At 47.9% G+C, this 21,313-nt stretch carries 19 protein-coding genes; 6 read left to right on the top strand and 13 right to left on the bottom strand.

Translation table 11 applies throughout. From position 1 onward, the window contains the following. Positions 1-33 precede the first annotated feature (33 nt). The 3 genes from LN737_RS18530 to LN737_RS18520 all read right to left on the bottom strand — a co-directional run bounded on the left by LN737_RS18530 (position 34) and on the right by LN737_RS18520 (position 3,609). Positions 34-1,092: a sensor histidine kinase gene (locus LN737_RS18530; protein WP_405511314.1), complete on the bottom strand. Its 1,059-nt coding sequence runs from the start codon at positions 1,090-1,092 to the stop codon at positions 34-36. Further along, entirely contained in the window at positions 1,089-2,138 is a 1,050-nt protein-coding gene (locus LN737_RS18525) for a sensor histidine kinase (protein ID WP_405511313.1), read from the bottom strand. Before LN737_RS18525 ends, LN737_RS18530 begins: the two co-directional genes overlap by 4 nt. Before the next feature lie 349 nt (positions 2,139-2,487). Continuing rightward, on the bottom strand, positions 2,488-3,609 hold the full coding sequence (locus tag LN737_RS18520) for a glycerate kinase (protein ID WP_405511312.1): 1,122 nt from the start codon (positions 3,607-3,609) through the stop codon (positions 2,488-2,490). 172 nt (positions 3,610-3,781) lie between these two features. On the opposite strand from LN737_RS18520, the gene LN737_RS18515 reads away from it, so the two are divergent. Further along, the gene (locus LN737_RS18515) at positions 3,782-4,804 is read left to right on the top strand and encodes a Gfo/Idh/MocA family protein (protein ID WP_405511310.1); all 1,023 of its coding nucleotides are present in this window, start codon (positions 3,782-3,784) and stop codon (positions 4,802-4,804) included. Positions 4,805-4,853: 49 nt separating this feature from the next. Continuing rightward, the gene (locus LN737_RS18510; RefSeq protein ID WP_405511309.1) at positions 4,854-5,774 is read left to right on the top strand and encodes a pirin family protein; all 921 of its coding nucleotides are present in this window, start codon (positions 4,854-4,856) and stop codon (positions 5,772-5,774) included. Positions 5,775-5,823: 49 nt separating this feature from the next. On the opposite strand, the gene LN737_RS18505 is transcribed toward LN737_RS18510, so the two are convergent. Together LN737_RS18505 and LN737_RS18500 are read right to left on the bottom strand one after the other, a co-directional pair. Further along, entirely contained in the window at positions 5,824-7,149 is a 1,326-nt protein-coding gene (locus LN737_RS18505; protein ID WP_405511308.1) for an AarF/ABC1/UbiB kinase family protein, read from the bottom strand. Positions 7,150-7,230: 81 nt separating this feature from the next. Further along, positions 7,231-7,887 carry a TetR/AcrR family transcriptional regulator gene (locus tag LN737_RS18500; protein WP_405511307.1) on the bottom strand — a complete coding sequence of 219 codons (657 nt, stop codon included), beginning with the start codon at positions 7,885-7,887 and terminating at the stop codon, positions 7,231-7,233. A 113-nt stretch (positions 7,888-8,000) separates the two neighbouring features. Between LN737_RS18500 and LN737_RS18495 the strand changes: the two genes are divergently transcribed. Next, entirely contained in the window at positions 8,001-8,543 is a 543-nt protein-coding gene (locus LN737_RS18495; RefSeq protein ID WP_405511306.1) for an ABC transporter permease, read from the top strand. Between the two features lie 70 nt (positions 8,544-8,613). Next, the gene (locus LN737_RS18490) at positions 8,614-9,159 is read left to right on the top strand and encodes a hypothetical protein (RefSeq protein ID WP_405511304.1); all 546 of its coding nucleotides are present in this window, start codon (positions 8,614-8,616) and stop codon (positions 9,157-9,159) included. 156 nt (positions 9,160-9,315) lie between these two features. On the opposite strand, the gene LN737_RS18485 is transcribed toward LN737_RS18490, so the two are convergent. The 4 genes from LN737_RS18485 to LN737_RS18470 all read right to left on the bottom strand — a co-directional run bounded on the left by LN737_RS18485 (position 9,316) and on the right by LN737_RS18470 (position 14,297). After that, positions 9,316-11,436, bottom strand: coding sequence for a ComEC/Rec2 family competence protein (locus tag LN737_RS18485; protein WP_405511302.1), 2,121 nt, complete (start codon positions 11,434-11,436; stop codon positions 9,316-9,318). Continuing rightward, positions 11,433-11,885: a GNAT family N-acetyltransferase gene (locus LN737_RS18480; protein ID WP_405511301.1), complete on the bottom strand. Its 453-nt coding sequence runs from the start codon at positions 11,883-11,885 to the stop codon at positions 11,433-11,435. The genes LN737_RS18485 and LN737_RS18480 overlap by 4 nt, the downstream gene beginning before the upstream one ends. A 98-nt stretch (positions 11,886-11,983) precedes the next feature. Further along, entirely contained in the window at positions 11,984-13,318 is a 1,335-nt protein-coding gene (locus LN737_RS18475) for a M43 family zinc metalloprotease (RefSeq protein ID WP_405511300.1), read from the bottom strand. Between the two features lie 13 nt (positions 13,319-13,331). Next, the gene (locus LN737_RS18470; RefSeq protein WP_405511299.1) at positions 13,332-14,297 is read right to left on the bottom strand and encodes a PhoH family protein; all 966 of its coding nucleotides are present in this window, start codon (positions 14,295-14,297) and stop codon (positions 13,332-13,334) included. 359 nt (positions 14,298-14,656) lie between these two features. On the opposite strand from LN737_RS18470, the gene dnaB reads away from it, so the two are divergent. Together dnaB and LN737_RS18460 are read left to right on the top strand one after the other, a co-directional pair. Beyond that, the gene (gene dnaB, locus LN737_RS18465) at positions 14,657-16,246 is read left to right on the top strand and encodes a replicative DNA helicase (RefSeq protein WP_405511297.1); all 1,590 of its coding nucleotides are present in this window, start codon (positions 14,657-14,659) and stop codon (positions 16,244-16,246) included. 90 nt (positions 16,247-16,336) lie between these two features. Then, positions 16,337-16,915, top strand: a complete 579-nt coding sequence (locus LN737_RS18460) for a DUF2911 domain-containing protein (protein WP_405511296.1) — start codon at positions 16,337-16,339, stop codon at positions 16,913-16,915. An 85-nt stretch (positions 16,916-17,000) separates the two neighbouring features. On the opposite strand, the gene LN737_RS18455 is transcribed toward LN737_RS18460, so the two are convergent. The 4 genes from LN737_RS18455 to LN737_RS18440 form a co-directional block, all read right to left on the bottom strand. After that, positions 17,001-17,801, bottom strand: coding sequence for a TIGR00730 family Rossman fold protein (locus LN737_RS18455; protein WP_405511295.1), 801 nt, complete (start codon positions 17,799-17,801; stop codon positions 17,001-17,003). A 341-nt stretch (positions 17,802-18,142) separates the two neighbouring features. Then, complete coding sequence (locus LN737_RS18450) at positions 18,143-19,354, bottom strand: pyridoxal phosphate-dependent aminotransferase (protein WP_405520451.1); 1,212 nt, start codon at positions 19,352-19,354, stop codon at positions 18,143-18,145. 256 nt (positions 19,355-19,610) lie between these two features. Continuing rightward, positions 19,611-20,060: a hypothetical protein gene (locus tag LN737_RS18445; protein ID WP_405511294.1), complete on the bottom strand. Its 450-nt coding sequence runs from the start codon at positions 20,058-20,060 to the stop codon at positions 19,611-19,613. Between the two features lie 106 nt (positions 20,061-20,166). Beyond that, a complete protein-coding gene (locus LN737_RS18440; RefSeq protein ID WP_405511292.1) occupies positions 20,167-21,312 on the bottom strand; it encodes a glycosyl hydrolase in 1,146 nt (381 codons plus the stop codon). Position 21,313: the final 1 nt, after the last annotated feature.

The following is a 21,313-nucleotide window of genomic DNA, read 5'->3' as shown; positions in this document are numbered from 1 at the left end:
GTGGGCGTGTAATATTGCCGTTTGGGGCAGAGCTTATCGGCTCACTTCCAGTTCTGCCACCCTTCCTTCACTCACCAGAGGCAAGCTGACAACAAACCAGCCTGCCTGTTCCTCGATCAGCAGCTTGCCCGTATTCAGTAATTCATACCGCGTAGCCAGATTGCTCAACCCAGCCCCCGCCGTTTCGACACGTAGAGTTTTGCGCTGAAGCGAGTTGGCCACGTAGAGCCGTTGGTCGGGCATTGTGTAGATTCGGATATGAAGCGGCTTACTGGGTAAAATCACGTTGTAACGTACTGCATTTTCGACGAGTACCTGGAGGGTAAGCGGTGGAATAAGCCCTTGTTCAACCGACGGATCAACGGAAAGCTCCAGCACCAAACCGGTCTGATAACGGGTTTGTAACAGGTGAAAATACGAGCGGATAAACTTGATCTCTTCACGTAGAGGAATCAGTCGATGCTCACTGGCCTGCAGCAGATACCGAAACACGGCTGTTAGCTGCCCTAGAAACACATCCGCTTCAACCGGGCTGTCGCTAATCAGCGATGACAGTGAGTTAAGGCTGTTAAACAGAAAATGCGGATGGACCTGATGCTGCAAAGACATGAGCTGGCTTTGCAGCGACACTTTTTCAAGCGTACTCGTCTCGATGGTTTCGCGTTGCCATTCCTGGAGAATGTACATCCCCTCGTAAATAGTGAAGTAAATAAAATGGTAGAAAATCTGGATACCCAGGTTGCGGCTCAATTCAACGGCCGTACTATAATAATCAAACGTACCTTCAATCAGGAAACGCAGTATATGGCGTAAGAGCCAGGCAAAACCGACCAGCACCGGCAGAGCAACCAGCAACCACAACAACCGTTGACGGGTATTGGCCAGACCTGGACATTGCTGCTGTATCCAGTGAACTACCCATCGGGCCAGATTCCAGCAGATAATGCCTGCCGTAATAGCAATCGTGGCATTGACCAGCAACTTATTGAGTGGGAGATTGATATACAGCTCAAGCCGGAAAAATACGCTAACAAACACGTAGAGCCCCACCGGGCCGAGCAAACGAAGTCGGCTGTCGTTGAAGGATTTCATGGGGTTGCTTTCGGTTCGGGCTGGTTAGCCAGCAACGGTAGTTTGATTACGAATAGCCCATTCTTTTCCTCGATCACAATGTCGCGCTGGGCCAGCAAACGGTATTTAGCGGCTATGTTGTTCAGGCCCACCTTGTTGGATAGCACAGCGGTATTTTTTCGTTGCAGGTTATTCTGAACCACGAGCATTGAATCCTGAGTCAGAATTTCAATTATGAGCGGTCGGCTGGGAAGAATTACATTATGCTTAACGGCATTTTCAACCAGGAGTTGTAGCGTAAGAGCAGGTAATTTATAGTCTAGTTGCCAGTCTTCGACAGTTACCCGCAGCTCGATACCTTCTCCATACCGGGTCTTCAGCAGTTGATAATACGATTTAATAAACTGAAGTTCACGTCCCAGCGTAGTCAGTTCCTGTTCATTCGTACGTAGCAAATACCGATATACGCTGCTCAGCTCATCTACAAACGTTTCTGCCTGTTGAGGATTTTCATAAATCAGCATCGACAGCGAGTTGAGGCTATTGAACAGGAAATGCGGATTGATCTGACTTTTCAGCGTATCGAGTTGATGCTGAAGTTTATTTCTTTTGAGCTGCTCATTATGCTCATAAGCCTGTTGCCACGCCCGCAAAACGTAGCTTCCTTCATAAATGATAAAATAAATGAAATGGTAGAAAATCTGAATACCAATCGAATAGGTATAACTCGGTAAGGTTTGGGTCGTATAAGAGGCATTATTGAACACGATATGAGCAAGCTGCCGGATAAACCAGGCTACATTGACCAGCACCGGTAAAAGAGCGGCCATCCAGAGCATTCGCTGGCGAGTATTTGTTAAGCCGGGATATCGTTTCTGCAGCTTTACGACAACCCACCGGGCCAGATTCCAGCAGATGTAACCAGATGCCAGGGCAATTACATCCGAACGTATCAGCCGGTCTGCAGATCGCTCAAGGTACCAATCCAGCCGAAAGAATAACGTACCGCCCAGAAACAGAACGAACGGACCAATGATTCGTAGTTTGTTGTCATTGAGGAGTTTCACAGGTTACTTTCAGGGTATGGACGTATTTTTAACCAAGGAAAATCAGGTTCGACTTTGAAGATTCTAAAATCGGTTGACTCAACAATTCGTTGAGGAATCATGAAGCCATCGAAAACCAGCCTGACCCGTTACGGGTCAAAAGCGAAATGGCTGGTTGCAACTACCCAAAGTTACTTTTTAAATGACGACTTTTTAAGCACTCAACTCGGGTAAGCTGACTAAAATTTATTCTAATAAAGGATTGGTTTTCCCCTCCATTACCCATCGCGGACTTAACACCTGAAAGTACAGATTACGCTTTCCCAAGCTGAACCTGAATATAAAACAATGCCTTAAGCATCTGATCACTTTATCTCAATCGCATCAGTTGCATTACCTGAAACGTAGTACGGCTTAGATAAGTAGAGGCATTTTCCAGGGCGTCGTCCAGACTGGTGGGGCCAGGCATTATGGAAAATGCACTTGTCAGTCCTAACGCTTTCAGTTCATCGAAGGCAAGCTCCAGCGAACCACAAAGCGCTACGACCGGAATTTGCCGTTCACCAGCCATACGGGTGACCCCCGCAATTAATTTCCCCTGTAGAGTTTGATTGTCGATACATCCCTCGCCGGTCAGCACCAGGTCCGCATCCGTCAGGTGGCTGGCTAACTGCGTGTGTTTGATCACTAAATTCACTCCTTCGGTCAACTGGCCATTCAAAAATAACACGGCACCCGCACCCAATCCTCCCGCAGCCCCTGCTCCGGGCATCCCCGACAAATCGAGCCCAAACTGCTTTCTAATAAGAGCCGATAAATGTACCATGCCAGCATCCAGAATAGGCAAATCCGCCGACTGCGCTCCTTTCTGGGGACCGTAAATATAAGAGGCCCCTTGTGGGCCAATTAGCGGATTCGTGACATCACAGGCTACCTCCACCGTTCCTTTCCAGATCGATTTTGCGGGAATAATGGTGTGGATCTGCTCTAGATTACCACCACATGGCCACAGTACGTTACCCACCTTGTCAAGAAACGTCCAGCCAAGCGCAGCAGCCATCCCTGTCCCTGCATCATTGGTCGCACTGCCTCCAATACCCAGCACAATTTGACTAACCCCCTGTTGTAGGGCCTGCTGAATTAACTCTCCCGTTCCGAACGTACTGGTTTTAAACGGGTTATACTCGGATTTGCGCAACAATCGCAGACCCGATGCCTGCGCCATTTCGATAAACGCGGTTTTCCCATCGCCCGAAATGCCAAACCCTGCCTCGATGGGCCGATTCAGCGGATCCCGAACCGAAACGGTGTGCCAGGTTCCTTTAGTAGCTTTGGTCAATACATCCGCAGTCCCCTCGCCCCCATCGGCCATCGGTACGGCCACCACAGTAGCCTCTGGATCGACGGCTAATATACCTTCGGTCATGGCAGCACATACCTCTAAGGCCGTTAGTGACCCTTTAAATTTATCAGGCGCCAACAGAATCTTCATACAACAGGAAAAGGCGAGTAGCACACAGAGGTCGGCTGTTCAATTAACAGCATAACCCCTGATGTTGTGCTGGCCAATATACGCCAAATCCTAAAACAGCATCGGGATTTATTTACGCGTACGAAAACGGAAAATCAGAATTTGAATCCCTATTTTTCACTTTCTTTACGGCATGTCTAGACTCAAAGCAGCCATCATCGGCGGTGGCAATATTGCCGATACAAATCATATACCGGCCCTTAAACAACTTTCGGAACAAGTCGAAATTGTCGCCGTTTGTAGCCGGGATTTTTCCAAAGCGCGTGCCCTCGCCGATAAACATGGGATTGCCCATGCGTTTGGCGAAACGGCTGAATTATACCGGCAATGTACTCCAAACCTGGTCGTGATCTGTACGCCCAACAACCTCCATTATCCACAAACGATGGAAGCGCTGGAGAACAGTTGTCACGTTTTCTGCGAAAAACCGCCTGCCGTCAAGGCGCAAAATGCCCGTGACATGGCCGATCTGGCGAACAAAAAAGGGGTTGTGCTGGCCTATAATTTTCAATTACGTCAGGCGAGCGAATTCGCGTTGCTGATGCGCTGCAAAGCGGATGGCCTTCTGGGAGACATTTACCACATAAAAGCAAATTTTCTGCGTCGGCGGGGAATTCCGGGCTGGGGTTATTTTACCAACAAAGCCATGCAGGGCGGTGGGGCATTAATCGACCTCGGCGTACACGTGCTCGACCTGGCTTTGTATGCACTCGGCTATCCAACACCTGAACAGGTGATAGCAAATACGTACGATTTTATTGGCAAAGCGGGCGGCAAAGGGTTGATGGGTACCTGGGACCCCGCTACGTTTGAGGTGGAAGATGCTGCCACTGCCTACCTGTCGTTTCCTAACAAAGCATCCATCATGCTATCGGCATCGTTTGCGTTGAACATGCAGGCCGAGAAGGACCGCAATCTGGATATTTTCGGCAGCAAAGGCGGTGCAAAACTCTTTCCATTTACGTTACATACTGAACTAGCGGGCGAACTGGCCGATATACAGTTTCCGTTCCTGGAAGAAACAGATATTCAGCTTAAAAATACAAGTGCTTTTCTGGATGCCTGTCTTGGCAAACCCTCGAATGTATGTACGGGCGAACAGGGAGCTATTTTACAGGAAATTGTCGAACGTATTTACCAATCCTCGACGCGCTGAAACAACTCTTTTAGCGTGTGTTCTGTGGATTCAAAATATCTACTCACTTATGTTAGATCTGATTATTGATGCAAGACCCGCTTCGTTGGGCAATGGATTTAATGTCCGGCGGATTTTGCCTTATCGACTTCGCCGGATGCTTGGTCCGTTTATTTTTATGGATCATGGTGGGCCCGTAAATTTTGCCCCTGAACAGGCGCCGAGCATGGACGTACTGCCGCATCCGCATATCGGTTTATCAACGGTAAGCTATTTATTTGATGGATTGGTTACGCACCGGGATAGTCTGGGCGTACAGCAAGTTATCCGTCCCGGTGAGGTTAACTGGATGACGGCAGGCAGAGGCATAGCGCATTCCGAACGCTTTGAGGACCCGACAACGCTGGCCGGGGGCAGACTTGAAATGATTCAGACCTGGGTAGCTTTGCCCGAAGCCGACGAGGAAGATGCCCCATCCTTCGATAATTACCAGCCCAACGAGCTTCCTGTTTTTACGGATAAAGGCATCTGGATGCGATTGATTGCCGGAAACGCCTTTGGGCTCAGCAACCACGTAAAAACGCATTCTCCTTTGTTCTACGCCCATGTAGTTCTTCAGGCCGGTTCGCGGTTTGGACTCCCGCTTGGGTACCCTGAACGGGGAGCTTATGTGGCAAAAGGCACTGTGGAAGTAAATGGATACCGCTATACGGAAGGTCAGCTTCTCGTTTTCACACCCGGCATCGACCCTGTGATGACAGCCCTCGAATCGACTACCATTATGCTGCTTGGGGGAGAGCCCCTTGGCGAACGGTTTATTTGGTGGAATTTCGTTTCATCCCGAAAAGAACGTATTGAACAAGCTAAAGCCGACTGGCAGGCTGGTCGCATTGCTTTACCACCAACTGATAATCTGGAGTTTGTACCCTTGCCCGAAGATCGCTCCAAACCTGCCGGATCAGGAACGCCCCCACCTCAGCCTTTATCATAACGATACAGGCCTGGCAGGTTCATATCAGCCAGACCTGTAAATTACCTTTTTAAGCCACCAGTTTTTTCGACCGTAGCCATTCCGGTTTCGTGGTTGTTACGCGGGCTTTAAGTTCGTTAAGCATGGCATACAGACCATAATACGTCCGGTTCACGTACAGCCCATCCTGTGACCCGCGGGCAACTTTCGAATCTTTCAATTCCGGTACGTTGGCCAGGCCCTCGGCGAAGGCATACACTTTGCTGAAATACGTATCATCACCAAAATCGAACGAGTCCACAGCGAAGGGTTCGGCCAGCATCAGGGTCATCTCTTTGAACAGATCTGTAAAAAACACCCGATCTTTTGGCGAATCGGCGGGGGTTAAAAACTCCAGATTGTTGAAGACTTCCTCTGTCAATTCTGCATCTTCGAGCGTATCAGGATTGATAAGCCGGAAGTAATTATCGTAATAAAAATCAGGGATGACCTTCACGCACCCAAAATCGATGACACCCATCGTACCATTGGCCCGCATCAGGAAATTACCCGGATGAGGATCGGCATGAACCTGACGTAGTGTGTGAATCTGGAAATCATAAAAGTCCCACAAAGCCTGACCAATACGGTCACGAACCGCCTGAGATGGATTCGTTTTCAGAAAATCTTTCAGATGCAGACCATCGAGCCAATCCATTGTCAGAATACGCTTCGATGAAAATTCAGGGTAATACGTTGGAAAGACCAGATCAGGAATATGGGCACAGGCTTCCGAAATTTCGATGGATCGCCGAAGTTCAAGCTCGTAATCTGTTTCCTCCAGCAACTTGGATTCTACCTCACCCATATAGCGATCGATGTCACGCTCGTTTAGATTCAGCAGCCTGACAGCCAGTGGCTTGGCAATTTTCAGATCGGAGCTGACGGCGTCGGCTACACCCGGATACTGTACTTTCACGGCCAGCTTTTTCCCGTCTTTCCAGGCCAGATGCACCTGCCCGATGCTGGCAGCGTTGACAGCATCCATATCAAACGTATCGAACAGTTGGGCGGGCGTTTTTCCGAAGTACGTTTTAAACGTCTTCACAACCAGTGGTCCCGACAAAGGGGGAGCCGAATACTGAGCCATCGCGAATTTATCAGAATACGCCACGGGCAGTAGTCCCCGGTCCATACTCAGCATCTGCGCCATCTTAAGCGCCGAACCTTTCAGTTCGCTCAGCGCATCATAGATGTCGGCAGCGTTATCCTTATGCAACTCCTCACGTGAAAGCGTCGGATCGATTAATTTTTTGCTGTAATGTTTAATATAATTCCCGCCTACCTTCACACCGGCCTTTACAAACTGGCTGGCACGCGCAACTTTGGTAGTAGGAACGGATGTTTGGGTTTTCATAAATGATTGAATAATCGAATGATTGACTTGTTGAATGATTGAATCGAAAGATGCAGACCATTCCACAAGTCAATCATTCAATCACTTATTTTGGTACATAAATTTAGCGAAATCGAACAGGGTATCCAGGGGCGAACGGCCAATGAGATCAAAGGCTGTGTTAACGGCTTTTTCAATGGCCGTATCGGTTTTTTCAAAGTTTTTACTGACATCACGTACCCAGAAGTTGAGCAGGTAGAGTGTTTGCCCCCATAGCGCATCTGGATAGCGATCTGTGATGAACGGGCGGGGTTCTACTTCTTTACTTTCGCGCCCTTCAGCCAGTAAATCACGGGCATAGTCGTAAAAGGCTTCCTTAAAGGGCTTAAGCACCTGCGACTGCATCATACGCGCTCTGCTTTTTCGTTCCTGTTCGTCGCCTTTCAGCCGCCCGAAGCTATAAACAACGAAGCTGCGCTGGCTTTTCAGCAATTCAATCCAGGTGTAATAAAACGCCAGCAATTTTTCTCGAACTGAATACGACTGCGCTGTTTCGTCAGCCTCAACAGTTGCTTTGGCTTCGTTGAAGAAAGTCAGCCAGATATCAGCTTCGATTGCGTCGAACGATGTGTACTCTTTGTAAAAGTCGGCTTCGGCAATTTTCAGTTTCTTCGCAAACTGGAAAACGGAGGTGGGTTGTTTTCCGTGTTCAAGAACGTATTCCGTGTACGCCTTGCGGATTTTTTCGAGCGTTTCCATATATAAAGCAACGGTCTGTTGGAAGGAAAAGTTTAGCGCTTTTTAAGCAAAAACAGGTTCGTCATTTAGTATTTTCCCTCTAAATTTCGAGTTAAAAAAATCCAACATTATCAATGAAATACCGTTTGCTCCGCTTAGTGCTTTTTTTAGGCCTATGTTTATCGTTCGTTGCTCAGGGTCAACCTGCATACGACATCACCGACAAGCAACCTGCACAACTAAATGGGCTTGAGTATGGCTACTCAATACGCAACGAAAGCAAAAAAGATATTGGTAGCAAAGGAACATTTAACCGATACGAAATGACGGTTTACGTAACGAATAAAAGTGGCTGCACAAAGCTATTTTTCCCTCGTCAAACAACCTTCGGTTTACAAAATCAGGATTTACTGGCCAATTTCGACTGCGTCAATGCTACTGGTGCCCGTTTAACTTCTAAAACCACAACGGTTCGGGCGCGGCCATTTCTGGTTCCGTACTCTACCTCGACTAAAAATGCCGAAGGCAAGGAAGTAATCAGCACGGTTCAGGTACAGGCAGGCCATATGCTCGAGAATGGCGAAACGGTTGTCAATCACATCGTCGTGATCGTGCCGCAAGGAGAAGCTCCTTCCATACGGGTACGTGTTCAAACCTCCGAAACAAGTATCCGATAAGCAGAGAATTTTTAACTTTTTTAGCGAACTTCGTCGTTTGATAGTCGTCCATCTATTTTGTCACTGTGTCATGAACCCCCAGCTTCGTTTATACATCTTTCTGTTTAGCTTCTTCCTGAGTACTGGCCTTCTGTTAAGTCACTCAAGTTTTGGTCAGTACGGTGGCTATCCGGGTGGCGGAATGGGTTATGGCCGCCGGATGGGCGGTATGGACCCATCGATGTCAAGTACCCCCCGTTCGTCAATTCCGAACATTGCCGGCGAAATCGCTCAAAAAGAAACCAAGTGGCTTAAGGAAAATCTCTCGCTGACGAAAGACCAGCTCAAGGCCGTTAAAAACCTGAACACGGAGTATGGCAGTCAGCAACAGGATGCAATCAAAGACATAATTGGTCCCAGCGGAAAGCCCGGTCCGGATACGCGAAAGCAAATTCAGGATATGATGATTATGCTGAACGAAGAGAAAGAAGACAAGCTCAAAACCATCCTGACGCCCGAGCAGTGGACGCTCTACCAATCGAAGAAAGAGGAGATGCAGAAAGCAGTGGGTGGTTTCCGTCCTCCGGCTCCCAAGAAAGATTCGCTAAGCAAAGCCCCTGTTCCCAGTCAGCCTTAATTCGGCGTTGAAGGTCAATGAACGTTACGTGGATCGAGTTGGTAACGTCCTGTGTTTTCGATCGTATTGCGAATTTACAATTCGCTCATTCGTCTGGATTAAGGTTACTACGTACGACAAAAAGGACAAACAAATAAACGGAGCGACAGGGCATTACTAGTCCAATTCAGCTACGTACGCTCCCATTTGCCGAACCGAGTAACAACTTATTCCTAGTTGCCGGGCCTCTCCCAACAGTTTATCGGTCAATGGCGTTTTGTTCGAGTCATCGAAGACAATATGCCGAGCCACAATACGGCCGTTTAACTGTTGCCAATCCTGAAGCGCGTTACGTCGAATAATCAGGTAATCTACCACGGCAGGTAATCGCCAATGCTGCCGGTTACTTAAGTTGTTGACTAGAAATATTGTCTTCCCTCTCCAGACCCACAGAGCATAATCGCGCGTTTGCCGATAAGCCGATACGTTTATCGTTGGCTCAGTCTCGCTAAAGTTTCGGCGTATGCGGGCAATTGCCGGTTCTGAAATCCCCCATTGGCCAAAAGTATTTTTAAGATAAAAATCATAAGAGCGCGTATCGGCCGGGTCAAGGTCGGTAAGCAACGTACTCTGAAGGCCATCAGTCAAACTGATTGCCGTTCGGTGCGGCAAAAAATGCACCGCCAACCGACGCTGGTGCGTTTTCAGGTAGTCATCCCAACCTATAAGTCCTGCCAGCCAGAGCGCTAGCACACTGGTTAGCCAGATATACGTTCGATTACGAGTTATCAATAGGGCAATGGCGGCCAGAATTACCGAATACGTTAGCAACATCGCCATTGGTGATAGCCATAAACCATCCCAGGTAGCGCCCGGCAACTGGCTTGTTAGCCGAACGGAATAGTTGAGAAGCCAGGCTGTTTTCTGTAATAGCCAGCCGAGTATTTCACTGACATACGGCACCCAGCTTAGAGCCAGCGTACTCATCGCTAGCGGCAACAGCAGCTCCGACATCCCAATGACAATCGGATTGGCCAATAAAAAGTACGTAGGAAACTGGTGAAAATAAAATACACCCAACGGAAACGTAATGAGCTGGGCAATCAGCGCTACGGCCGTCAGTTCCCAGAGTCGGTTGACCCATTTATTCTGAAACGTCAGGGACTGATAGAGCGACGACTGCCACGCACCAATACCGGCGACCGCCAGATACGACAATTGAAATCCAGCCGAAAACACCGCATAGGGATCAACGCAAAGGATAAAAAATGCGGAGGCTCCCAACGTATTCACCAAGTGATGCTGTCGGCCAAACGCATTAGCCAGAATTAGCAGGGTAAACATGCCCGCCGAACGGAGTACCGGCGGTGAAAAGCCCGTAACGAGCGCATAAAACCAAAGAATACCTAACTGCAACGCAGCCATTAACAATTTACCACGCGGTCGTTTGTTCAGGAAACTTAGCAGGTAGGTTAATACGGCAAACAAAATACCGACATGCAGTCCCGATACCGACAGAATATGAATAGCTCCGGCAGTCGAATACGCCTGATAAAGTTCAGTGTCCAGATCATCGCGAACGCCCAGAATCATGGCATTTACAACCCCAAATTCGGGTCGGGTGCCAACCTGATACGTAATGACACTATCTGCCCACCGATTGACAATTGATGCTAGCTGAGTTAGGCGGTTCGGCGGCTCAATACCAAGAATATGCCGTTGAAATGGTCGGAGGTATTCCTGGTGATATATGTTTCGGTAACTGAGGTAGCGCTTATAATTAAACTCGCCGGGATTTAGGGGTGGGTCAATGGTCCGGGGCATTCCAGAAACCAGCCACACTTCGCCATACCTGGGCATTGGTACGTTTGCTTTATCCAGATACACAATCACACGGCCCGTAAGCGAACGCCACTGATCATTTTGCCACTTTCCCCGTCGAATTTCCAGCTCGACACGATACGTTTTGGCACGTTCTTCGGGTTGGGCCGACACAACACCTTCGTAGGCACGTAACGTATCCGTCAGATGCACAAGATGATCGGGTTTGTTGCTGGCTGTGCGCTGATATGTGATTGCCCAGCCAAAAGCCATCAACATCATCAAACCACCAATCCCTGCGCTGATCTGAATGGGTTTAATACTGTTGCGGGCGTAACGAACAAAACTCCATAAATACAAAGCAGCCCCGAAGACCAGCAAACCTGCCGGGATACTATAGTAATCTGGCAACTGCACGTAACAAACGATTCCGGCAATGAGCGCCGTGACGTAACGAACGAAGGGATAACCGTTCATTCAGTGCTATAAGCCGAACCCGGCAATACCATTTTGTAATGTTGAATACCCGCTTCCTCAAACATGGGCCCTACAGGTACAAACCCGAAACTGGCATATAAGGGCATGGCCGGTACCTGTGCATGAAGATAAATACGCTCGATGGGTTCGGGCTGCTGGCTGAACACATCATCGAGTACAGCCCTTACCAGCGCCTTGCCTACACCTTTTCCGCGAAACGGGGCCAGAACGGCAAATCGTTCTAATTTAACCCCGTTCGATGTACGTCGCCAGCGAGCCGTACCAGCAGGGGCACCATCTACCTTAGCCAGAAAATGCGTACTGGTTGTTTCAAATTCATCATACTCTTCCCGATCATCAACATGCTGTTCATCAACAAAAACCTGTCGACGAATAGAAAAGGCTGCATCGAGATCGGTAGAACTGGAAATAGGTAAGACTGTAATCATGAAGTGAATTCGTTTCGGTTCACGGATTCCTAAACAACGGCTGAAGATGCATAAAAAACGTGTTCCTCCAACCTGCTTCTTAATCCGTAAACGGCCAGCTATTGCACCAGTAAGCGTTTACTAACCATCTCCGTGCTGGTTTTTACACGTACAATATACAACCCGGTCGCTAATCCATTTATACTCAACGACAGGCGCGTACTCGGCGAATCTGCATAGGAAACGGTCCGTAACAAACGGCCGGACGTATCAAACACCCCAACGGTAAACGATTGGTTTCCTTTGAGTTGAACATCCAGTAAGGGGTCCGTGGTGGTTGGGTTTGGGTAAACGTTGATGGTGAGCTTTTCGGTTTCGGTGATGGGTGTAACAGAGCCGCTGAATAAATTAGCCCGGCTCGGACTAATGGCCAGCACGGTCCGCATCCGGGCCACCTGCCCGGCGGTAAACATATTCATGCAGGCATCCGGCGAATACATCATGTAGTTTTCGATCAACTCCCGGGTACGCTTTCCCGAACAGTTGGAGTAGATATCCGTACAACTGGATGTCTGGTTCAGGTTATCCGTAGGGGGCGTATCAGCAATGTAATCGTCGCCACAAGGGTCGTCGTACGGACCATCCGGATGAAACAACCCCAGCCAATGGCCGATTTCATGCGTAGCTGTTCGGCCCAGCGCGTAGCTTTTGTAATAACTCGAAACGGTCTGCTTACCAAACGCCCGGTAATCAACAATCACGCCATCGGTTAGCTTGTCGGTGTCAACCGGTAACCCCTGCAACGTATCACTTTTCGTGATGGTCGGGTACTGCGGAGTGAAGCCTAGGTTATTGTTATCAACCTTGGTCACCCAAATATTCAGGTAGCGATCACTTGGCCAATAAGCAATAGTGGAGAGCAGCAAATCATCTTCGTAGCTCAACACATCAAACGACGATTTGTTGGCATAATAGTGGCGGGTAATTCCTGTTGAAGGCTTGCCATTGGGATCAGTTGTTGCCAGAAAAAATTCAATACCGGCATCGGCACCAATAGAGCTGGTGTTGTACCCATTCGTTCCCGCTTTGCGTCGATAATCCTCATTCAGAATCTGTATCTGCGAAAGAACCTGATCGTCGGAAATATTTCCGTTCGATTCGCCCCCAATCTGCCCGGATGCTGTGCTATGAATGATATGAACAACAACCGGAATTAGGTAGATTGTTGTATCGGCCTGCCGACGCAATTGCCCGTATTCAGCCTGGACTTTTTGAATGCGCTGGTTGAGTTCATTAATTTGCTGAAGTCGGCCGGGGTTACGCTGCTGCAAAATCCGTTCGAGCTGAAACGTCGCACAACGCATCGGTACTTCAGTAGGCGTCTGAGCCTGGACGATTGAGGGCACTAAACAGAAAAACGAACCGGCCAGCCAATGCCAGCCGGTTCGTTTCATAAACAATAGATTCTTACTGACCAGCTTTGTCATATGCTGTAATAATTTCACGAACCAATCGGTGGCGAACCACATCGCGTCCGTCGAGCTCAACGAAGGCAATCCCTTTGACATTCTTTAAAATATCCACAGCCTCAACCAGGCCTGATTTTTGCCGGTTAGGCAGGTCAATTTGTGAGCGGTCGCCGGTGATGATTGCTTTTGAAGTTGGCCCCATCCGCGTCAGAAACATTTTCATCTGCATTGACGTCGTGTTTTGCGCTTCGTCGAGCAGAATAAATGCATTGTTCAGTGTACGACCCCGCATATAAGCCAGTGGGGCAATCTCAATGATCCGGTTTTCGGTGTAAAACTTGAGCTTTTCCGCCGGAATCATATCATCGAGTGCATCATAGATCGGGCGCAGGTACGGATCAATCTTTTCTTTCAGATCACCAGGCAGAAACCCCAGGTTTTCACCTGCTTCTACGGCCGGTCGGGTAATAATGATCTTTTTAACTTCTTTATTTTTCAAAGCCCGCACGGCAATCGCAACAGCGGTGTATGTTTTTCCGGTTCCGGCCGGACCAACAGCAAACACCAGATCGTACTTTTCAGCAGCCTCTACCAGTCGTTTCTGATTATCGGTCTTGGCCCGAACTACTACGCCCCTGGTGCCATAGACCAGCACTTCATCGTCGTCTGGAAGCACAGGGGGAGCCAACGGATTTCCCGGAACCGGCTGCCCGCTATGACTGATGTACGTCTGGACGTTGTCGTGAGTTATTTTACCGTATCGCTGGTAATGTTCCATCAACGAATCCAGAATATCACTGATGCGACTGATCTCCGGCGTAGTTCCTTTGATACGTATCTCATTGCCACGTGAGATGATTTTGCTCATAGGAAAGGCAGCAGCCACTTCCTTGATATTATGATTCTCTACGCCCAGAAAGTCGATGAGCGAGACATTGTCGAGGGTGATGACTTTTTCGACCAAATGATGAATGAGGTTAAAATGTGATTCCGAAAAGTAAGCGATTTCTTCACTCCTACAACACGATTTGTCAAAAATTTATTCATTTTGGTCATAGCTCTATTTATTTCCAGAGTCTGGTAAAAAACAAGTATTTTGTAGCAATAAATCGCTATCTTGCTGGCGTACAGTCTGCTACCTTGTTTCTGTATCATGTACGCCAGCACCCTCCCCAACCGTTGCTTAAAAAATCAGTTTTTTTTTAGCCCGGTAGCGTCAACATTACCAGAATGTTACGCAACTTACCGACCATTCAATGGCTATACGTTGAACGATAAAGATTTGCCTTATGCAGGCTTGATTGCGTAAACTTGCAGTAAGACATGGAAAACAACGCACGCCCAAACCAACATCTTCGTAAACCATCGGCTTTTGCCGGGGGTCGTCAGCAAGCAGGTAACCACTGGCTCGATACGGGTCTCGGTAAACTTCCCCCTCAGGCACTCGATCTCGAAGAAGCTGTTTTAGGTGCGTTGATGATTGAAAAAGACGCGCTTTCCTCCGTCGTTGACATCCTTAAACCCGAAACTTTTTACAAGGAAGCGCATCAGCGAATTTACAATGCCATCCTGACGCTGTTCGGCAACTCCGATCCCATTGATCTGTTGACCGTTACGCAACAGCTTCGTAAAACTGGCGAAATTGAACTGGTAGGCGGGGGCGGGTTTGTATCTGAGCTAACGTTTCGGGTCAATTCAGCAGCTAATATCGAGTACCACGCCCGGATCGTTTCGGAGCAGGCGCTTAAACGGGCGCTTATCGCCATGTCGTCTACCATTCTGCGCGACGCTTACGAGGATACGACCGACGTATTTGAACTTCTCGACCGAACCGAACAATCACTTTTCAAGATTTCGGAGTCGAACATCAAGAAAAACTACGCTGACATGAGTACCATCGTTCGGATGGCCCTCAATGAGCTGGAAACCAAGAAAAATCAGGAAGGTTTAACGGGCGTTCCGTCTGGCTTCACCAATCTGGACCGCGTTACGTCGGGATGGCAGCCTACGGAATTGATAATTTTAGCGGCTAGGCCAGCGATGGGAAAAACTGCGTTTGTGGTTTCTGCGCTACGTAATGCGGCTGTTGACCACGGGAAGCCTGTTGCGATTTTCTCGCTGGAGATGTCGTCGGTTCAGCTTGTCAATCGTCTTATCTCGGCCGAAGCAGAAATTGATTCCGAGAAAATAAGAAAAGGAACGCTTGCCCCGCACGAGTGGACGCAGTTGCACCACAAAATTCAGCGACTGACCGAAGCGCCTATTTTTATTGACGATACGCCTGCGCTGTCCATTCTTGAACTACGTGCCAAATGCCGACGCCTGAAAGCCCAACACGATATTCAGATGGTCGTGATTGACTACCTCCAGCTGATGTCGGGCGATACGTCTGGCAGGGGCGGTGGTAACCGTGAACAGGAAATTGCGTCGATTTCTCGGGCGCTGAAGAATCTGGCCAAAGAACTGAACGTACCGGTTATTGCACTTTCGCAGTTGAGCCGGGCTGTTGAAACACGGGGTGGCGACAAGAAACCGCAGCTCTCCGACCTTCGGGAATCAGGATCTATCGAGCAGGACGCCGATATGGTTTGCTTCCTCTATCGCCCTGAATATTACAATATTACGCAGGATGAAAACGGCAACTCAACAGCGGGTATTGGCGAAGTGATCATTGCTAAAAACCGGAGTGGCTCCCTCGATACGATTCAGCTCCGGTTCATCAATAAGTTCACAAAATTCTGCGATCTCGACTCTTACTTTGAGCCTGTTCAGGCGCATGGTTTCGCGCCGGAAGTGAATGGCCTTAGCAACTTCGATACACCACCGCCATCGGCAGGTAGTGTGTTCAAGAGTAAAGCCAATACCATGACGAACTTCGGTAATGCTGATCCGACTCAGGAAACACCGTTTTAACTAATTTTTTCTGGTCTCGTGCGTAACGGAACGTACCAGCAATCGCTGGTATGGAAGTATATTGCGCCAAACTCTAAAAAGACTTAACACGTGAACGTTTTCTCTTTACTTACCTTCCTGTTTATAGGCCTTACCTTAACCTCAGAAGCTCAAACCTTACGAGGTCTTGATAAAAGTCCAATGGATATGGCTTACTATCCCGACGATTTTGCGCATGACCGGAAATTCGCACCGGCCAAAGTTGGCGACAAAGCCTATGCCCGGGTAACGTATAGCCGCCCGGCAAAAAATGGTCGGGAGGTGTACGGAAAGCTGGTTCCTTACGGGAAGGTTTGGCGGGTCGGTGCTAATGAAGCTACCGAAATCAAATTTTTTACTGACGCTACGATTCAGGGAAAGAAGATAAAGGCAGGTACGTATTCCTTATACGCGATTCCGGCTGAAACGGAATGGACGCTGATTTTCAACACGGATTTAGATCAGTGGGGTGCCTATAGTTACAAACAGGATTTAGATGTTTTGCGCGTGACGGCTCCTGTCAAAAAAACGGATGCCCCCGTTGAAAATCTGGCGATTCAGTTTAAGAAAGCCAAGGATACCGTAACGGAGTCAGTTATGGTCATTGCCTGGGATAATGCACTCGTCGAATTGCCTATCACTTTCCAGTAATTTCTTTCAAAACTGATCTTCGGTCAACTAATAAACCCAATAGCCTTTCGACTATTGGGTTTATTATTGCGGTACGTTCTTTCGATCAGAAATTTGGTTTAAGCAGGTATTTGTTATAAAATTCGTCGATCACTTTAACAGCTTCTGTTGGTGTATCGACAATACTGATGAGTTTCATATCCTCAGGATTGATATTGTGTTCCTGTCCCAGCATTACGTCCGTAATCCAGTCAATAAGCCCCTGCCAGAACGAACGGCCAACGAGCACAATCGGGAAACGAGCAATCTTACGTGTCTGAATAAGCGTCAGTGACTCAAATAATTCATCGAGTGTACCCATCCCGCCAGGCATCACCACGAAACCCTGTGCGTATTTGACGAACATGACTTTCCGGACAAAGAAGAAGTCGAAGTTGATGCTCTTGTCGGGGTCAATGTAAATATTGCTATGTTGCTCAAACGGTAATTTGATATTAAGACCGACTGATTTGCCGCCTTGTTCAAAAGCGCCTTTATTTCCGGCTTCCATGATACCGGGGCCACCACCTGTAATAACCCCATAGCCATGCCGTACGAGTTTGGCCGCAATTTCTTCGGTCATTTTATAGTATGGGCTATCTGGTTTGGTACGAGCCGAACCAAAAATCGACACACAGGGCCCAATCTTGGCCAATTTGTCGAATCCTTCAACAAATTCGGCCATAACTTTAAAAATTACCCAGGAGTCGGCAGTCTTGATTTCATTCCAGTCGTGGTCCTGAAAAGCTTCTTTAATGCGTTGTTCATCAGGGGTTAGGAGTAACTCATCTCGCTTGGGTAAATCGTGGGCAATGCGTTCGGTGCTCTGCGTTTCAGAGCGATGAACATTCTCTTTTGTTTCTTCCATGTACGTACTAAAAAAAGGCAGTGGGCGCGAAACGTACTCACTCCGTTAACATAAATTCGTCGCCCAATATACTTAAAAACGGGATTCCTGTTAGATAGGGCCAATTTTTACAGAGCGGAACGAGATAACGTCTTGTATGCAAAAAACGTTTCTCATATTTCCTATTCCGGATGCTATTTTATCTGCTGGAACATTTATAGGCAGAATAGCCTCGTTAGCGTCTGCTAGTTCACCCAAAAATCCGATTTGTTATCAGTCGTCTATCCGCTATAAATAAAATCGTCCCGAAAGATTTGAACTCTCGGGACGCCAGTAGTCAAGCTTATTCGGTCATGAACCGTTTATTTCCGTCGGCTCTCCAGGAAGTGTTCGATTCGATCCATCGCGATGTTTAGCTCATCAACTGTCGGCAGACATACGATGCGAAAGTGATCATTTTGTACGTAGTTAAATCCATTACCAGACACGACCAGTACTTTCTGCTCTGTCAGAAGATTCAGCACAAAATCGTCATCATCTTCCAGACGGAATTGTGTCAGATCGATTTTCGGAAAAATGTACAAGGCACCTTTGGGTTTCACACAGCTAACGCCCGGAATGGCAGTCATGCGTTCGTAGGCCAGCATCATCTGTTTGTACAATCGTCCGGTGGGCATCACTAGGTCGTTAATACTCTGATAGCCACCAAGGGCTGTCTGAATAGCGTACTGGGTGGGCACATTCGCACAAAGGCGCATACTGGCCAGTAAGGTCAGTCCTTCGATGTACGATTTTGCCCGGTGCCGCGCTCCGCTCAGAATCATCCAGCCTCCCCGAAAACCAGCAGCCCGGTAGTTTTTCGACAAACCGCCCATGGTAATACAGAGTGTGTCCTGTATCATTTTCGAGATGGGATAGTGTACGGCTTCATCGTACAGAATCCGGTCGTAGATTTCATCAGAAAACACAATGAGTTTACGCCGTTCGGCAATACGGGCTATGCCAGCCAATACGTCCTTACTATAGACCGCTCCGGTGGGGTTGTTCGGATTAATAACCACAATAGCCCGTGTGCGCGGTGTAATTTTGCTCTCCAGATCGGCCAGATCGGGATTCCAGTCGGAGGCTTCGTCACATACGTAATGAACGGGCTTACCTCCACAAAACGCCACGGATGCGGTCCAGAGTGGATAATCGGGGGAAGGTACCAGTACTTCGTCGCCTTCATTGAGAAGCGCCTGCATCGATAGCATAATCAATTCACTGACACCATTGCCGATATAAATATCGTTGATCGTAATGCCGGGTAAACCAATGTTTTGCGTATGGTGCATGACCGCTTTACGTGCCGCAAACAACCCCCTCGAGTCGGAATACCCCTGTGCGTTTCGGATATTCAGAATAATGTCGTGAACAATCTCATCGGGCGCATCAAACCCAAACGTAGCCGGATTGCCTATGTTGAGACTAATGATTTTATACCCCTGACTTTCCAGCTCAAGCGATTTTTCGTAGATCGGGCCCCGGATATCGTATTTAAGATGTATAAGTCGATCACTCTTAAGGATTTCCATTGCTGGCACTTCAATGTCTGCGTAATCTAATTCCATACAGCAAAAGTACAGAAAGTAATCAATTTTGTCGCTGCAGGTAGTTTATTTCCCTCGGAGTGAGGGGCAACGTAATCTTCAGACCATTCATGTATTGAAGAGGATGTTTAGGCTTTAAAAATTCTACAGAATTCCTGTTAACCCAAACGCGTTTTTTGTCCTCCCGACGCAGGAGGGATCTTCAGCATCAACTAAATTTAGACAGACTTCCAGGTTTTTTTTATTCAGTAACGCGCTTGTATTTTTCGATAATGATATGGTCAATACCAAGCTTATCCACTTTTTCGATGCCCTTCTGAATTAGTGTATCGTTGGCAATTTTAACCACAAATTCAAATTTGTTATTTTCCCAGGCCTTGTCATTGAAGTAATCTAAATGCTCGGTATACACGCTATCAACCAGCGTGTATTTTCCACCACCCGCCGAAAATTCCGATGATGAATCTTTCGCCGTATTTAGTTTATGATTTAAAAAAGCGAAATGAGAATCGTTAATCAGTTTAATCATTTTATGACTCGCATCGAACGTAGAAAACGTTGAATCGTTTTCTGTGGTCGTTGCCGAAATTAATTCCCAAGTCCCTACAAGCGGGAGTTGTTTTGGCTTTGTTTCACAAGCCGACAAGGCAAAAAGGGCAAGGATTGAGGTAAGTAAATGTTTACGTAGCATGTATAAAAAAGCGTTTGGAAGAGTAAAAACTAAAGCAACGATTTAGTTTTTACTCTTCCAAACGCTGGAATACGTAAGCGTACAGTTTTTCGGGTTTTCTTACGCGTTATTGCTTTCGCCAGTCGGGCAACTCATCCCGGGTAATCACATCGGGGTCCGTATAGACCGATTTTAACAGATCGATTGGTTGCTTCTTGATCCAGTCGGTACCATTCCACACGGCAAACCAGGACCACCACGTATTGAAACTTCGAACGGTATCAGGTTTGGGCAGGTGGCCAGATTCGGTAAGGGTAACCAGTTTTTTTCCGTTGAACTGTGCCTGAGCGCTCGTCCAGTTAGGACTCATAGTAGCTGTAGCGTCCATATACAAATCCAGGCCAACAATATCGACGTATTGATTGCCAGGGTACCAATCCGCTTTCAGGCTATCCGTACCTGTATATACCCAAATCAGGTTATGTAGCTGATGGTAATCGGTTAGCCGTTCATACAAAATCTGCCAGAGCTCCCGGAATGGGCCCGAACCTTTAGCGCCCCACCAAAACCACCCGCCCGACGCTTCATGCAAAGGCCGCCAGAGAACCGGCACATCGGCGTCCTGAAACTTTTTGAGTTCCAGCGCAATCGCATCCATGTCGTTCAGCAGCAATTGATAACGCTCCCCGTGCTTATCGGCGAGAGCCGCTGCCAGATCAAACGTAGTAGCTTTCGTATAAAAGCCACTCCACCAAAGCTTATCAGGTGCCTGGTTGATCAGATCAGCTGGCGCGTTCCAGTGCCAGCATAAACTCACAATACCCCGCCCTTCGCCTTTTTTCGCCCATTCGATACAGGCTTCGCTGGAACGTACTGGCTTGCTCCCAAACTGAACCCGGCTGGCTGAATAATCAATCAAATCGAATGCTCCAATGGCTGGCTCTTTCCCTGTTTTTTCCAGTACGTATTCTACATCGTCCTGCTGCCCGGAAATCATTTTACGTCCGTATTGCTCTACCAGAAAGGCAAATAACTTTTTTGTCGACGAAGTAGCCTGTGAGTCAATAAGTTGATTGGCAGGTTTAGCGGGTAAATTGGGAGCTTCAGGCTTTTGAACAGTATCGGCTACGACAGATTCAGCCTTACATGCCGATAAGCCATGGAGTAAAAGGAAAAACAATACGAAAAATGGAAATTTTAGTCGGAAGCTATCCCGGGATATAGCTTCCCGAAAGCCTGATGCTTTCGGGAAGCTGAAAAAAGCAGTTTCCATG

It is taken from the genome of Spirosoma sp. KNUC1025 (genome assembly GCF_045160025.1).
GTDB lineage: Bacteria > Bacteroidota > Bacteroidia > Cytophagales > Spirosomataceae > Spirosoma.
This window is presented reverse-complemented; position numbering and strand designations above follow the sequence as displayed.

Bases quoted from the DNA above. Each gene is read 5' to 3' on its own strand.
- LN737_RS18530 (WP_405511314.1), bottom strand. From the start codon at position 1,092: ATGAAATCCTTCAACGACAGCCGACTTCGTTTGCTCGGCCCGGTGGGG.
- LN737_RS18520 (WP_405511312.1), bottom strand. From the start codon at position 3,609: ATGAAGATTCTGTTGGCGCCTGATAAATTTAAAGGGTCACTAACGGCC.
- LN737_RS18515 (WP_405511310.1), top strand. From the start codon at position 3,782: ATGTCTAGACTCAAAGCAGCCATCATCGGCGGTGGCAATATTGCCGAT.
- LN737_RS18510 (WP_405511309.1), top strand. From the start codon at position 4,854: ATGTTAGATCTGATTATTGATGCAAGACCCGCTTCGTTGGGCAATGGA.
- LN737_RS18505 (WP_405511308.1), bottom strand. From the start codon at position 7,149: ATGAAAACCCAAACATCCGTTCCTACTACCAAAGTTGCGCGTGCCAGC.
- LN737_RS18500 (WP_405511307.1), bottom strand. From the start codon at position 7,887: ATGGAAACGCTCGAAAAAATCCGCAAGGCGTACACGGAATACGTTCTT.
- LN737_RS18495 (WP_405511306.1), top strand. From the start codon at position 8,001: ATGAAATACCGTTTGCTCCGCTTAGTGCTTTTTTTAGGCCTATGTTTA.
- LN737_RS18490 (WP_405511304.1), top strand. From the start codon at position 8,614: ATGAACCCCCAGCTTCGTTTATACATCTTTCTGTTTAGCTTCTTCCTG.
- LN737_RS18485 (WP_405511302.1), bottom strand. From the start codon at position 11,436: ATGAACGGTTATCCCTTCGTTCGTTACGTCACGGCGCTCATTGCCGGA.
- LN737_RS18480 (WP_405511301.1), bottom strand. From the start codon at position 11,885: ATGATTACAGTCTTACCTATTTCCAGTTCTACCGATCTCGATGCAGCC.
- LN737_RS18475 (WP_405511300.1), bottom strand. From the start codon at position 13,318: ATGAAACGAACCGGCTGGCATTGGCTGGCCGGTTCGTTTTTCTGTTTA.
- dnaB (WP_405511297.1), top strand. From the start codon at position 14,657: ATGGAAAACAACGCACGCCCAAACCAACATCTTCGTAAACCATCGGCT.
- LN737_RS18455 (WP_405511295.1), bottom strand. From the start codon at position 17,801: ATGGAAGAAACAAAAGAGAATGTTCATCGCTCTGAAACGCAGAGCACC.
- LN737_RS18450 (WP_405520451.1), bottom strand. From the start codon at position 19,354: ATGGAAATCCTTAAGAGTGATCGACTTATACATCTTAAATACGATATC.
- LN737_RS18445 (WP_405511294.1), bottom strand. From the start codon at position 20,060: ATGCTACGTAAACATTTACTTACCTCAATCCTTGCCCTTTTTGCCTTG.
- LN737_RS18440 (WP_405511292.1), bottom strand. From the start codon at position 21,312: ATGGAAACTGCTTTTTTCAGCTTCCCGAAAGCATCAGGCTTTCGGGAA.